The following is a 13615-nucleotide window of genomic DNA, read 5'->3' on the forward strand; positions in this document are numbered from 1 at the left end:
GCCGATCGCGGTGCGGCCCCCTCCCGTCGTCGGCTGGGTCAGCCGCCCTACAGGCCGCCGCCGCCGATGCCCTGCAGCATCTGGCTGAAGTCGTTGACCAGGTTCGCCGGCGGCGGAGTGATGTCCACCGGCTTGCCGAAGTCGCGGTACTTGATGCTCATGCTCATGACCCCGTCGGCCGTCTGCTGGCCCTTCATGGTCATCTTGCGTGGGAGCTGCTGGTCGTCCACCCACAGGTCGAACTGCATGCTGTCCATGCCGCTCTGCGCGTAGCCCTTGCGGAGCACCTCCTGCTGGTCCGCGGGCAGCTGCGCGAGCGCGTCCTCAAGCCGGTAGGTGCCGGTGTAGTGCGTCGTCTGGACGCCGTCCACCGTCTCCTTGCCGACCTCGCGCGCGTCCTTGGACGCCGTCAGCATCTTGGTGTTCTGGACGGGGTCCATCTGCCGCGACTGCTGGAGCAGCTGGTCGACGTTCAGGCCGGACTTGCGGCCCAGCTCGTCCAGCGACATCTTCAGCCACGGCTTGCTCGCGGACCCGCCGCCGAGCTGGCTGAGCATCGGCATCTTCATGTAGATGGTCCGGCCCACCAGCCGCTGCTCCATGCCCGGCATCGACTGCCCGGCGACCGTCATCTTGTCGAAGTTCATGCTGTAGGCGAGGTCCGGCTTGAGCTGGTACTGCATCCCACCGGTCATCGAGACGTCGCCGTCCGCGGCACCGGTCATCTGCATCGCCATGCTCGCCTTGAAGGTGTCGAGCTGGCCGGTCTTCTCCGCTGCCTTGCCGAGCACCTGGGCGGCCGAGAGCTTCAGGTTCGCACCGGCCTCGCCCACCTTGTCGCCGGCGCCGCCGAGGCAGCCGGTCAGCGAGAGGGCGAGGCCGGTGGCCAGCGCGACGCCCGTGGCGAAACGACGGATCATCGTGGGGGGTCTCCTTGGTCTGCTCCACGGCCCGCTCACACCCGTTGCACGGCAGGGCCGCCTGAAGGATCAGACGCACCAGAGCACCACCGGGTTCACCGTTCCGGTGATCTTGTTGGCGGCGGATCCGTTCCCGCCGAGCGAGGGGACCGCGCCCGATCGCGGCGCGGTCCCCTCCGGGTCTCTCCTCCGTCAGCTGCCCGGCAGACCACCGCCGAGCATCGCGCCCATGTCGGTGACCTGGTCGGCCGGCGGCTCGGTGATGTCCACCGGCTTGCCGTAGTCGCGGTAGGTGATCGTCATGTGCATGGAGCCCGTGGTCCTGTCGGCCTTCGTCTCCAGCTTGCGGGGAAGCTGCTCGTCGTCGACCCAGAGGTCGAACCGCATGTCCGTCAAGCCCGCCTCTTCGGCGCTCTTGCGGTGGGCCTCCCGCAGATTCTCCGGAATCTGCGCGAGCGCGTCCTCCATCCGGTAGGTGCCGGTGTAGCGGGTCGTCTTGACCCCGCCCACCGTCTCCTCGCCGACCTTCTTCACGTCCTTGGACGCGGTCAGCAGCCTGGTGTTCTGCACCGGGTCCATCTCGCGGGTCTGCTGGAGCAGCGGCCCCAGGCCGACGCCGGTCTGCTTGTCGGCCTCGTCCAGCGAGATCTTGATCCACGGCTTCGCCGTCTGGACTCCGCCGCCGTCCTCGCGGACGGGCAGCTTGACGTAGATGTTCCGGCCGACGAGGCGGTGCTCGCCACCCGACATCGACTGGCCGCCGACCGACATCTCCGCGAACAGCAGGCTGGTCGCCAGTTCCGGCTTCCGCTGGTACTTCATCGTGCCGTTCTGCGAGATGTCGCCCTCCGGCGAGCCGCTCACCTTGAGGACGAAATCGGCCTGGAAGGAGTCGGCCTTCCCTGTCTTCTCCGCTGCCTTCCCGAGCACCTGCGCGGCCGTGAGCTCCAGCTTCTCACCGGCCTCGCCCACCTTGTCGTCCGTGTCCCCTAGACAGCCGGACAGCGAGAGGGCGAGGCCGGTGGCCAGCGCGACACCGGTGGCGAAACGACGGATCATCGTGGTGATTCTCCCTTGGTCTGTATCGGCCCCGGCCCATGTGGAATACCCAGAGCCAATTGACCGGTCAGACGCCCGGGAGGTGATTTCGGTTTGCCCGATCCAGCGATATGGCCACTTGCGGCTACGTCAGTTGCCGCCGAGCAGCCCGGCGAGCGACAGCTCTCCGACCTGGTCGGCCGGCGGCGGGTTCACCGTGAACGACTCGCCGTAGTCGCTGTAGAGGACGGTCACCGTGCCGCCCTCACCCTGGTCGCCGTTCATCTTCGACACGAGCTTGCGGGGCAGGTTCTCCCCGTCCGTCCACAGGTCGAAGGCGATCTTGTGCTGGGCGTCCTCCGCCGGCAGCCACTTGCGCACCTTCTCGCGCGAGTCCGCGTCGAGCCGGTTCAGCGCGTCCTGGACGGTCACCGTCCCGGCGTAGTGCGTCGTCTCAACCCCGTCGATGTTCTCGGTGCCGACCCGGCGCACGTCCTTCGAGCCGGTGAACATCTTCGTCTGCTCGGCCGGGTCCACCTTCTGCACCTCGCCGATCAGCCCCCGGATGTCGAACCCGGTGTGCTGCGACGCCTGGTTCACGTCGATCTTCACCCACGGCTTGCCGCCGCTGACGAACTGGGCGAGCTGCGGGACCTTCGCGTACAGCGCGTCCCCGGTGAACAGCGCCTGCCCCTGCGCCCCCGGCACGCTCTTCCCGCCGCGGTTGAACTCGTCCAGCTTCGCGCTGAACCGCAGCGTCGGCCGCAACTGGAACTGCCCGTTGGCGCGGATCTCCCCGCTGCCGCCCTCCCCCGTCCCGGTCACGGTGAGGTCGGCCTTGAACGTGTCGGCCTCGCCGGTCTTCTCCGATGCCTTCACCAGTGCCTGGCTGGCAGTGAGCCGCATGTTCTCCGTCGAGCCGGTGCCGCCTCCGCCGCACCCGGTCAACACAAGAGCCGCGCTCACGGCGGTGCCGCCGGCCGCCACCACGAGTCGTCGTTTCATGAGGTTCGAGCCTCCCTTGTCGCCCTGCTGGTGATCCCAGTGTCACGGGGACGCCAACGACGCTACATCCCCCGGTGGTACGAAAGCCCCACCAGACGGTACGACCAAGGTCGTATGCGCTCATTTACAGTGCCTGCGGCGATCATGCCCTAGAACGCCTGGGCACTGCGCTCCCGCGTGTGACCGCCTTCCGCGGAGACCTCAGCCACCACACCAACCCCGCAACGACCCCAACGCCTGCGATCGCGTCCGAAGGCAGGTTTCGAGCCTGCGAGAAACCTGATCGCGCAGCGAGCCCCCAGGCGAGTTCGGAGCGATGCAGCGATCGCGCGCATTGCCCGTTGAAGGGAAGGCGCTCTAGCGCCTGACCGCCGAGGGCAATGCTAACGATAAGAGCTGAAGGTCATGGTGCCGGTGAAGGTGGCGGCGGGGGCCTGGGCGTTGAGGCCGATCGAGGTGGGGCGGGACTTGCTGTCGGCCAGGAGGTCCAGGCCGCAGCCGGTGTCCTGGGGGATCAGCTGGCGGATCGCGGCGGCCGCGTCCTGCGGGAGGAGCGAGTAGACGTTGCCCATGCGGGCCTGCGCGGTGAAGCGGGTCTTGCCGGTCTCGTCCGGCTCGCTCGCGGTCGCGCCGGGCAGCGTCCCGATCATGAAGGTGAACTGCCGGGGGTCGGACTGGTTCTGCAGGTTGCCGAGCTGCGCGGGCGTGAGGGTGGACTGGGTCCACTTCTCCCCGTCGAAGCCCTTGAGGGTCGTGCCGCTCACGACCACCTTCTGGGTGATCTTGGTGAGCTCGCCGCCCTGCATCGTCTGGGTGACGCCGGTCGCGTTCATCGCGAACTTCGGCCACAGGGTGAACGTCGCGGTCTCCGTGGCGTGCTTGTAGTCGCCGCCGTCGCCGATGGACACCTTGACGTCGGTCTTGCGGGTGAAGGCGTTGAGGCTCGGGCCGGGCTGCGGCGGCGCGGTCGGCAGGTTCGCGAAGGCGCCGCCGCCCGGGGTTCCGGGCGCGCCCGGAGCGCCGTTCGGGCCGGCCGGGCCTGAGCCCTGGGGCGCCGCGGCGCCGGGGGTCACCAGGCCGGTCGCCGTGCCGTTCGGGTTCGCCGGGTCCTGCTGGGACATGGCCGCGGACGCGGGCGACGCGCCCCCGTCCCGGCCGGAATCACCGCCGACCTGGACCACCATCACGATCGCGGTGGGCACGACGGCGACGGCGGTGACTGCGGAGATGGCGATGGCACGGTCGGTTCGACGCTTCACGGAGAAGATTCAACACCAGATTCCCCACCGGTAACAAAGCGATCCGGACGACTAATTGTCCGGATCCGGACGCGGATCTATGTATCCGAGGGGTTCGATGCTATGTGTCCGGACGCGAACAGGGCGCCCCCGGGAACCGGGGACGCCCTGTTTCAGGGTGCTGCTCAGGCGCCTTCGAGGTCGGCGGTGAGGTTGCGGACCGCGTTCGGGTCCACCGGGATGCTCGGGCCCATCGACGTCGTCATCGACGCCTTCTTCACGTACCGGCCCTTCGCGGCGGACGGCTTGAGCCGCTGGATCTCGTCGACGGCCGCGGCGTAGTTCTCCACCAGCTGGCGCGGCTCGAAGGACGCCCGGCCGATGATGAAGTGCAGGTTCGCGTGCCGGTCGACCCGGAACTCGATCTTGCCGCCCTTGATGTCGGTGACGGCCTTCGCGACGTCCATCGTGACCGTGCCGGTCTTCGGGTTCGGCATCAGGCCGCGGGGGCCGAGCACCCGGCCCAGGCGTCCGACCTTGCCCATCTGGTCCGGCGTGGCGACGACCGCGTCGAAGTCCAGGAACCCGCCCTGGATCCGCTCGATCATGTCGTCGGAGCCGACGAAGTCGGCGCCCGCCGCCTCGGCCTCCTGCGCCTTGGCGCCGGCGGCGAAGACCAGCACGCGGGCGGTCTTACCGGTGCCGTGCGGCAGGTTGACGGTGCCGCGCACCATCTGGTCGGCCTTGCGGGGGTCGACGCCGAGCCGCAGCGCGACCTCCACGGTCGGGTCGAACTTGACGACCTTGGTCTCCTTGGCCAGCTGCACGGCCTCGGCCGGGCTGTACAGCCGCTCCCGGTCGATCTTCTCAGCCGCGGCGCGGTAGCCCTTGCTGCGCTTCATGGTGATTCCTCTCTGGAATGCGTGGTACGGGCCAGCGCCTGGCCCTGCCACCGCCGTCCCGCCGGAGACCGGCGGGATACGGCGTCAGATCACTTGACCTCGATGCCCATCGACCTGGCGGTGCCGGCGACGATCTTCTCGGCGGTCTCCAGGCTCTTGGCGTTGAGGTCGGGCATCTTGGTCGTGGCGATCTCGCGGACCTGGTCGGCGGTGATCGAGCCGACCTTGGTCTTGTGCGGCTCGCCGCTGCCCTTCTCGACGCCCGCGGCCTTCAGGATGAGCTGCGCGGCCGGCGGGGTCTTGGTGACGAACGTGAACGAGCGGTCCTCGTAGATGGTGATCTCTACGGGGACGACGTTGCCGCGCTGGGACTCCGTGGCGGCGTTGTACTGCTTGCAGAAGTCCATGATGTTGACGCCGTGCGGACCGAGCGCGGTACCGACCGGCGGCGCCGGAGTCGCGGCCCCGGCCTGCAGTTGGACCTTGACGAGCGCGGCGACCTTCTTCTTCGGAGGCATGCGTACCCCTTTATCCCATTTATTGGTGGCTCCGACTCCCGGTCATCCGGGCAACACGGCGGCTGGGACGCTTCCGCCGTGTAGGAACCACTTGGACTCAACTCCCCCGCGTGCGCGGGGGGTGTCGCTGACGTCGCCTGCCTGGAGCCGGTGTCTCCGCGTTCACGGGGCCGGCCTGCCGAGGGGGTTCGATCCGGACGGTGAGCCGGTCGCCCTCGGCTGGGCGGGACAACCCGTCCAGGATACGGCCTCGGGAGGGCCGTTCGATCCACCCGGTGACCACCAACGTCGACCGGGTGCGTTGACTTGCGGCGTGTTGCCCTTATGGAGCGCTCCATAAGGGCAACACGCCGCAAGTCAACGCAGGATCGACCGGGCGGTGTTGTGGGGACTTTGGGAAAGGGGGCGGGCCGTCCCCTTGGTGCTTTGGAGACGGCCCGGGTGTTGTGCTGGGTCAGATCTTGGAGACCTGGTTGAAGGAGAGCTCGACGGGGGTCTCCCGGCCGAAGATCGAGACCAGGACCTTGAGCTTCTGCTGCTCGGCGTTGATCTCGTTGACCGTGGCGGGGAGGGTGGCGAACGGGCCGTCCATGACGGTGACCGACTCGCCGACCTCGTAGTCGACGGTGGCGGGGGCCTTCGCCTGCTCCTTGGCCTTGACGGTGCCTTCCTCGGGCTCCGGGGCGAGCAGGCCGGCGACCTCGTCCAGACTCAGCGGGGACGGCTTGTTCAGCAGCCCGACGAACCCGGTGACGCCGGGCGTGTTGCGGACCGCGGCCCAGGACTCGTCGGTCAGCTCCATGCGGACCAGGATGTAGCCCGGCAGGACCTTCTCGTTGACCTTCTGCCGCTTGCCCTGCTTGATCTCGGTCACCTCGTGCTGCGGGACCTCGATCTGGAAGATGTAGTCCTCCATGTTGAGGGTCTGCGTCCGGGTCTCGATGTTGGTCTTGACCCGGTTCTCGTAGCCCGCGTAGGAGTGCACGACGTACCAGTCGCCCGGCTGGAGCCGGAGCTGCATCTTGAAGTCGGCGTAGGGGTCGGCGGGCGGGCCGGCCTCTTCGGCCTCCTCGTCCGCGTCCTCGTCCTGCTCGCCCGCGACGGCCTCGGCGAGGTCGGCGGCGTCCGCGGCGGCGTCCGGCTCGGGGCCCTCGCCCTCGAGCTTCGTGTCCGCGGGCTCGCCTTCGCCGGCGGTGACGGCCGCCTCGGCCGTCTCCTCGGCGGGCTCGGCCGCCAGGTCTGCCGCAGCAGCCGCAGCGGACTGGGCCTCTTCAACGGCCTCGTCGTAGGGCTGTGAGGGCTCGGACACGGTGTCTCTTTCTCTCGGCTTGCGGTGAATGGACTTGCGGTGAATGGACCTGCGGTGGTGCGGCGGCGGCTCGTCCCGTACGCCGCGGCCCCGGGCGCGATCAGCCGAAGACGGCGTAAACGCCCTGCTGCAGCCCGTAGTCGACGCCGGACACGATACCCACCATGATCAGCACGAAGACCAGGGCGGCCACCGTGTAGGTGATGAGCTCCCGCCGCGTGGGCCAGATGACCTTGCGCAGCTCGGCGACGATCTGGCGCACGAAGAGCGCCGGAGTCGTCCGCCGCGGGGACTTCTCCTTCTTGCGCTTGCCCTCGCCCTTGGCCTCGGGCTCGTCGCGCTCGTCGGTCTCAGTCGCCATTTGCCGCCGTTCACCTCATAGGTCGTGATCCAACCACCATGTGGTTGCCGCACGGTCCCGTGCCGCGAAGCGCCACGGCGCCGCCGTGTCGCGGCCGGCACGGGTGCGCGCACCGCACCTCGCAGGGCAGGAGGGACTCGAACCCCCAACCGCCGGTTTTGGAGACCGGAGCTCTACCAATTGAGCCACTGCCCTTCATTCCCCGGGTCAACGGAGAACATCCCGGCCACGGGACCGGGTCGTGCCGCGTCCAGCTTACGGCCTCCGCCGACATCCGTGTGCGGACAGGCTCGTAGAGCGGGGACACGCCACTAGGACGGTGAGTCTACGTCCCCCGGGCCCCCGCGTCGAACCGGATGGCGGGAGACGCCGCCCCGGGCCGCCGGGGGCGCGCCGCCGCCCCACCCCGACCGGCCCCGGTATACCGCTCTGGCCACCGGACTTCGTCTGTAACGATAGGGATATGAGCATCGACCGTCCTCGCATCTCCAAGCGCATCGCCGCGATATCCGAATCCGCCACGCTGGCCGTCGACGCCAAGGCCAAGGCGCTGAAGGCGGCGGGCCGCCCGGTCATCGGGTTCGGCGCGGGCGAGCCCGACTTCCCCACTCCCGACTACATCGTCGAGGCCGCGGTGGCCGCCTGCGCCGTGCCGCGCTTCCACAAGTACACGCCCGCCGGCGGGCTGCCCGAGCTGCGCACCGCCATCGCGGAGAAGACCGGGCGCGACTCCGGTTACCAGGTGGAGGCGTCGCAGGTCCTGGTGACCAACGGCGGCAAGCAGGCGGTGTACGAGGCGTTCGCGACGCTGCTCGACCCGGGCGACGAGGTGCTCGTGCCGACGCCGTACTGGACGACCTACCCCGAGTCGATCAAGCTGGCGGGCGGCGTGCCGGTGGACGTGGTCGCCGACGAGACCACCGGCTACAAGGTGAGCGTCGAGCAGCTGGAGGCCGCCCGCACCGACCGGACGAAGGTCCTGCTGTTCGTGTCGCCGTCCAACCCGACCGGCGCCGTGTACACGCGCGCCGAGATCGAGGCGATCGGCCGCTGGGCGGACGAGCACGGCCTGTGGGTCGTGACGGACGAGATCTACGAGCACCTGGTGTACGGGGACGCCGAGTTCCACTCGATGCCCGTGGTGGTGCCGGAGCTCGCCGACCGGACGGTCGTGCTGAACGGCGTCGCCAAGACGTACGCGATGACGGGCTGGCGGGTGGGCTGGCTGATCGGCCCGGCGGACGTGGTGAAGGCCGCGGCCAACCTCCAGTCGCACGCGACGTCCAACGTGGCGAACGTGTCGCAGGCCGCGGCCATCGCGGCGGTGTCGGGCGACCTGTCGGCGGTGGCGGAGATGCGCGCCTCGTTCGACCGGCGCCGCAAGACGATCGTGCGAATGCTGAACGAGATCCCGGGCGTCGTCTGCCCCGAGCCGGAGGGCGCGTTCTACGCCTACCCGTCGGTGAAGGAGCTGCTGGGCAAGGAGATCCGCGGCAAGCGCCCCGAGACGTCGGTCGAGCTGGCCGCGCTGATCCTGGAGGAGGCGGAGGTCGCGCTGGTGCCGGGCGAGGCGTTCGGCACGCCGGGGTACTTCCGCCTGTCGTACGCGCTCGGCGACGACGACCTCGTCGAGGGCGTCTCGCGCGTCGCGAAGCTGCTGTCCGAGGCGAGCTGACCCTTTCGCGGTATCGAATTCGCGGTATCGAACCGGCCCCGGGCGCACACATGCCCGGGGCCGGTTCCGTGCGGAACGGGTCGCCGCCTCCGCTGCCCCGTTCCCGGAACGTCCCGGCCGGACGGCCCGCCGCGGCCCCTCTCCGCGGCGGGCCGTCCCGCAGGGACGGGGTCAGTGCATCGCCGGGCTCCGGCGGCCCCCGGTGGTGACGCTCCCGGTGGTGACGCTCCCGGTGGCGACGTTCCCGGTGGCGACGTTCCCGGTGGCGACGTTCCCGGTCGTCACGTCCACAGGCGGGACGTTCACGGGCGGACGCCCTCGGCGATGCGCATCAGCCGGCTCTCGACCGGGCCGCCGCCCGCCACGGTCACCCCGACGCCGGGTCTGGCGAGCCAGGAGATCTGGCGTCCGGAGCCGGGACGGTCGGCGGTGAGCGCGGGCGCCCCCCGCACGGACGTGCGGCCGGGCAGGCCGGGCGACGTCATGAGGTCGCGCGGGCCGGTGAGCCCGCTCCCTTTTACCACGGTGATCTCCAGCCATCCCGGGCTTCCGCGCCACTTGCACGTCGTGGTCTCGCGCTCCGCGCCGCCGGTCACCGTGCATGGGCCCGCGGCCGTGAGGCCGTCCGGGACGTAGCCGATCCAGCCCGGCAGGCCGCCCGCCGCTCCCCCGGGACCGGGCTTGCGCGTGCCCTCGGCGGACCCGCCCGGCGCCGGCCGGGCCGTTGACCGGGGCGAGGCGCCCGCCCCGGGCTCCCCCTTGGCTGACGGGGGGGCGGAGGAGCCCGGGGCGGGCGGTCGTTCCGGCTGCTCGGGCGCGGGCCCGCCGTTCGCGGGGCGGGCGGTCCCGGGATTCCCGGCAGGCGTGGCCCGGAACGACTGGTAGGCGGGTATCAGGGCGAGCGCCGCGACCGTGACGGCGGCGGCTCCGGCGGCGGCGTGCATCCGGGCCCTGCGGCGCCGGTGGCGGCGCTTCACGTCCGCGGCGAGCGAGGCCGGCGCGGTGGTCCCGGCCACCTGCTCGGCCATGGCCCGCCGCAGTTCACTCTCCAGGTCCATCGCTCATCCCCCCAGTGGCGCCAGGTTCGTGTCGAGGCGCTCCCGGAGCCTGGCGAGCCCCCGGGACGCCTGGCTCTTGACCGTGCCGACCGAGCAGCCGAGCGCCTGCGCCGTCTCCGCCTCCGACAGGTCCTCCCAGAACCGCAGGACCAGCACCGCCCGCTGCCGCGGGCCGAGCCTGCGCAGCTCGTCCATGAGCGTCCCCCTCAGCTCGACGGCGTGGTCGGGCGAGGCCGCCGGCCGTTCCGGGAGCCGCGCCATGTGGATCTCCTTGAGGACCTTCCAGCGCCGGGAGCGGCTGATCACGAGATTGACCAGGATCTTCCGGACGTAGGGCTCGGGGTCGCTGCCCGGCTCGATGCGCCCCCAGTGCCGGTACGCCTTCTCCAGCGCGGTCTGCAGGACGTCCTCGGCGTCCTGCCGTGCCCCGCACATCAGCGCCGCGGTGCGCAGCAGGGCATCGCCGCGTGCGGCCACGAACTCCACGAACGTCTCGTCGTCTCGACGCCCCACTGTGCTCCGTCCCGGGCTGGCGCGTATCCGGCCGGTCTACGTCGGGGGTGGGCGGCTCCGCGCCGAGCCGCCCACCCGGCTCCTGGGTCCCGCTGCGTGCTGGTACGTGCTGGTACGTGCTGGTGCGGCCGCTACCGGGCCTCGGCCAGCGCGGTGGTGACGCCCTGCAGGCCGCCCGCGAGGACGGGGCTGCCGTTGACGAGCAGGGACCGGCCGTCCGCGTCGAACAGCAGCACGCCGCCGCGGCCGGGGAGGATCGACCCGGCGGTGCCGCCGGGCACGGTGACGGGGGTGCCGCCCTCGGGCAGCTTCAGCGCCTGCCGCAGCTGATTCTGGGTCATGCCGGAGGGCGTCCTCAGGGTTTCGACGGTGATCCAGCGGCCGGCCTTGTCCACCCACCTCTGCGTGACGGCGCAGATGTTCTGCTTCCGGAGGTCGGCGGAGCCGGGGACGGTCGAGACGTACCGCAGGCCCTTGGCCAGCAGGACCGTCCGCTCGACCGTGCCGCCGACCTTCACCGCGGGCTTCAGCGCGCTGCAGTCGAGCCGGGGGACGGCGGGCAGGCCCGGCCGGGCGGGGACGCGTGCGGACGGCGCGGCCCCCGGCGCCTCCTTCAGCGGCTTCTCCACGGACGGCGCGCACGTCGGCAGGTCGGTGGGGACGTCCGCCTTCGGCAGGTCCCGGGTGACCGGGTTCTCCTCCAGGTGCCTCCGGACCTGCTTCTGCACACCGGTCTCCGGGACCTTGGGGCTGGGCAGGGCGGGCTTGACCGGCAGGCAGGTCGGGGCGGTGCCGGGCACGGCGTCCCGGAGGTCGCGCTCCACCGCGGGGACGTCGGCGCCCTGCGGACGGAGGTCCGCCTCCTGGTGGGAGCCGGCCATCGCCCATGTCGCGCCGCCGCCCACGGCGACCGTCCCGATGGTGGACGCCGCGATCAGAGCCGCCTTAAGCGTGATCATCGTGTTCTGCCTTCCTGCCGTGCTTGCTGCGGGGGTGCCCGTTTCTCTCTGGCGCCCCTCGTATACGCACGGTGTCCGGAAGGGGTTGCACGCGGATTCAAGGTTTTTTCGGGATGCCCATGCGCCGGGATGGCCGTCGCGTGTCATACGAGGTAGTCCGGTGTGGTGATCCTTCGGGAAGGGGGTTCAACGACCCCGCTCACCCGGCAGCATTGGCACATGGAGGCCCCTACCGTGTCAGCTCGTCCCGCCCAGGAGGTTCTGGGTTCCGCCCGCCGTGACGTGGCACTGCTCCCGAAGGCCCATCTGCACCTGCATTTCACCGGGTCGATGAGGCACTCGACGCTGGTCGAGCTCGCCCGGGTGCACGGCGTCCACCTGCCCGACGCCCTGGTGGAGGACTGGCCGCCCAAGCTGCAGGCGACCGACGAACGCGGCTGGTTCCGGTTCCAGCGGCTCTACGACATCGCCCGCTCGGTGCTGCAGACCCCCGGCGACATGCGCCGCCTGCTGCGGGAGACGGCCGAGGACGAGGCGGCCGAGGGGTCGGGCTGGCTGGAGATCCAGGTCGATCCGAGCGGGTACGCGGCGAAGTTCGGCGGGCTCACCCCGACGGTGGAGCTGGTGCTGGACGCGGCGCGGGACGCGTCCGAGGCCACCGGCGTCGGCATCGGCGTGGTCATCGCCGCGAACCGGACCCGGCACCCGCTGGACGCCAAGACCCTCGCCCGGCTCGCCCTCCAGTACATCGGCAAGGGCGTCGTGGGGTTCGGGCTGTCCAACGACGAGCGGCGGGGCCGGGCCTACGACTTCGAGGGCGCGTTCCGGATCGCCAAGCGCGGCGGGCTGCTGTCGACCCCGCACGGCGGGGAGCTGCTCGGCGCGGCGAGCATCCGGGAATGCCTGGAGACCCTGGACGCCGACCGGATCGGGCACGGCGTGCGCGCCGTCGAGGACCCGCGGCTGCTGGCGCAGATCGTCGAGCGCGGGGTGACGCTGGAGGTGTGCCCGGCGTCGAACGTGGGGCTCGGGGTGGCGGCGACGGCGGCGGACGTGCCGGTGCGGCGGCTGTACGAGGCGGGCGCGTCGATCGCGCTCGGCGCGGACGACCCGCTGCTGTTCGGTTCGCGGCTCGCCGTCCAGTACGAGCTCGCCCGCGCCGACCACGGCTTCTCCGACGCCGAGCTGGCCGACCTGGCGCGGCAGTCGATCAGGGCGTCGGCGGCGCCGGACGACGTGCGGCGGCGGCTGCTCGCGGGCGTCGACGCCTGGCTGGCCGACTGAGCCGACCGAATGAGCCGACCGCGCCCGCGGGTGCCGGCCGTCCCTTCCGCGGGCCGCGCGCGTCCCGGCGCAGGCGGCTTCGGCGAAGCGTGCCCAGAGCAGCCGGTTCCCGGCGCGCGCTAAGGCCGATCCTCGCGGGGGCCATATCAAGCGTCGTCGTCCCCGGACCACATTCCGCGGTGTTCGAGGTGGCTCACCAGGAGTTCCCCGGCCCGGACGACGTGGTCGCGCATCCGTTCGCCCGCCGCGGCGGCGTCCCCGTCGCGCAGGGCGGCGAGGATGTCCTCGTGGTCCCGGACGGCGAGGTCCGGCCAGCCGGGAAGCCTCCCGTACAGGCCGCGCGGGACGTACCGGGCGGCGGTCCCGAGCGACCAGGCGAGCTTCGCCGAGTCGGCCGCCAGGTTGATCTCGCGGTGGAAGTGGTGGTTGTGCTCCTCCATCAGGTCGGGCCGCCGGGCGGCGCGGGCACGTTCCAAATCGCGGTGCAGCGTTGCCAGGCCGCGCAGGTCGTCCGGGCCGATCCGCGGGGTCGCGCGGGCGGCCAGCTCGGCGGCGATGCCCGCCTGCACCCAGAAAAGGTCCTGGACGTCCCGTTTGGACAGCGGCGCGACGACGAACCCGCGTCTCGGCTCCAGGACGACGAAACCCTCGCTGCGCAGCGACTTCAGCGCCTCCCTGACCGGGGTGACGCTGATGCCGAACTCCATGGCGAGCCGTTCCAGCCGCAGCCGCTCGCCGGGCCGGACCCGGCCCTCCATGATCAGCTCGCGGATGCGGGCGGCGGCCTCGTCGCTCAGCTGGAGGCGCATGCCGAGCGCCTGCCGGGGGGCGGGGG

At 71.2% G+C, this 13615-nt stretch carries 15 protein-coding genes and 1 tRNA gene; 2 read left to right on the plus strand and 14 right to left on the minus strand.

The features are described 5' to 3' along the window. Positions 1-47: 47 nt before the first annotated feature. The 9 genes from E1200_RS23080 to E1200_RS23120 all read right to left on the minus strand — a co-directional run bounded on the left by E1200_RS23080 (position 48) and on the right by E1200_RS23120 (position 7486). On the minus strand, positions 48-920 hold the full coding sequence (locus E1200_RS23080) for a hypothetical protein (protein WP_131954155.1): 873 nt from the start codon (positions 918-920) through the stop codon (positions 48-50). Between the two features lie 192 nt (positions 921-1112). Then, on the minus strand, positions 1113-1979 hold the full coding sequence (locus E1200_RS23085; protein WP_131954156.1) for an LppX_LprAFG lipoprotein: 867 nt from the start codon (positions 1977-1979) through the stop codon (positions 1113-1115). 129 nt (positions 1980-2108) lie between these two features. Further along, entirely contained in the window at positions 2109-2963 is an 855-nt protein-coding gene (locus tag E1200_RS23090; RefSeq protein ID WP_243708765.1) for a hypothetical protein, read from the minus strand. A gap of 383 nt (positions 2964-3346) precedes the next feature. Next, the gene (locus E1200_RS23095) at positions 3347-4222 is read right to left on the minus strand and encodes a hypothetical protein (protein WP_131954157.1); all 876 of its coding nucleotides are present in this window, start codon (positions 4220-4222) and stop codon (positions 3347-3349) included. A 164-nt stretch (positions 4223-4386) separates the two neighbouring features. Beyond that, positions 4387-5103 carry a 50S ribosomal protein L1 gene (gene rplA, locus E1200_RS23100; protein WP_131954158.1) on the minus strand — a complete coding sequence of 239 codons (717 nt, stop codon included), beginning with the start codon at positions 5101-5103 and terminating at the stop codon, positions 4387-4389. Positions 5104-5192: 89 nt separating this feature from the next. Next, a complete protein-coding gene (gene rplK, locus E1200_RS23105; protein ID WP_131954159.1) occupies positions 5193-5621 on the minus strand; it encodes a 50S ribosomal protein L11 in 429 nt (142 codons plus the stop codon). Positions 5622-6075: 454 nt separating this feature from the next. Then, positions 6076-6930, minus strand: coding sequence for a transcription termination/antitermination protein NusG (nusG, locus tag E1200_RS23110; RefSeq protein WP_207933501.1), 855 nt, complete (start codon positions 6928-6930; stop codon positions 6076-6078). A 100-nt stretch (positions 6931-7030) separates the two neighbouring features. Further along, on the minus strand, positions 7031-7291 hold the full coding sequence (secE, locus tag E1200_RS23115; protein WP_131954160.1) for a preprotein translocase subunit SecE: 261 nt from the start codon (positions 7289-7291) through the stop codon (positions 7031-7033). A 122-nt stretch (positions 7292-7413) separates the two neighbouring features. Further along, positions 7414-7486, minus strand: a tRNA-Trp gene (locus E1200_RS23120). A gap of 268 nt (positions 7487-7754) precedes the next feature. On the opposite strand from E1200_RS23120, the gene E1200_RS23125 reads away from it, so the two are divergent. Next, positions 7755-8966, plus strand: a complete 1212-nt coding sequence (locus E1200_RS23125) for a pyridoxal phosphate-dependent aminotransferase (RefSeq protein WP_131954161.1) — start codon at positions 7755-7757, stop codon at positions 8964-8966. Between the two features lie 171 nt (positions 8967-9137). On the opposite strand, the gene E1200_RS35260 is transcribed toward E1200_RS23125, so the two are convergent. The 4 genes from E1200_RS35260 to E1200_RS23140 all read right to left on the minus strand — a co-directional run bounded on the left by E1200_RS35260 (position 9138) and on the right by E1200_RS23140 (position 11496). Beyond that, the gene (locus tag E1200_RS35260; protein WP_279484896.1) at positions 9138-9272 is read right to left on the minus strand and encodes a hypothetical protein; all 135 of its coding nucleotides are present in this window, start codon (positions 9270-9272) and stop codon (positions 9138-9140) included. After that, the gene (locus E1200_RS23130; protein ID WP_131954162.1) at positions 9269-10024 is read right to left on the minus strand and encodes a hypothetical protein; all 756 of its coding nucleotides are present in this window, start codon (positions 10022-10024) and stop codon (positions 9269-9271) included. Before E1200_RS23130 ends, E1200_RS35260 begins: the two co-directional genes overlap by 4 nt. 3 nt (positions 10025-10027) lie before the next feature. Continuing rightward, positions 10028-10537, minus strand: coding sequence for a SigE family RNA polymerase sigma factor (locus E1200_RS23135; protein WP_131954163.1), 510 nt, complete (start codon positions 10535-10537; stop codon positions 10028-10030). Between the two features lie 131 nt (positions 10538-10668). Next, the gene (locus E1200_RS23140; protein WP_131954164.1) at positions 10669-11496 is read right to left on the minus strand and encodes a hypothetical protein; all 828 of its coding nucleotides are present in this window, start codon (positions 11494-11496) and stop codon (positions 10669-10671) included. A 234-nt stretch (positions 11497-11730) separates the two neighbouring features. Here E1200_RS23140 and E1200_RS23145 point away from each other — a divergent pair, with 234 nt between their 5' ends. Beyond that, on the plus strand, positions 11731-12780 hold the full coding sequence (locus tag E1200_RS23145; RefSeq protein WP_279484899.1) for an adenosine deaminase: 1050 nt from the start codon (positions 11731-11733) through the stop codon (positions 12778-12780). A gap of 146 nt (positions 12781-12926) precedes the next feature. Here the strand turns inward: E1200_RS23145 and E1200_RS23150 are convergent. Continuing rightward, the coding region (locus E1200_RS23150; RefSeq protein WP_207933502.1) for a GntR family transcriptional regulator at positions 12927-13615 on the minus strand (689 nt) is incomplete at its 5' end.

It is taken from the genome of Actinomadura sp. GC306, from assembly GCF_004348665.1.
GTDB lineage: Bacteria > Actinomycetota > Actinomycetes > Streptosporangiales > Streptosporangiaceae > Spirillospora.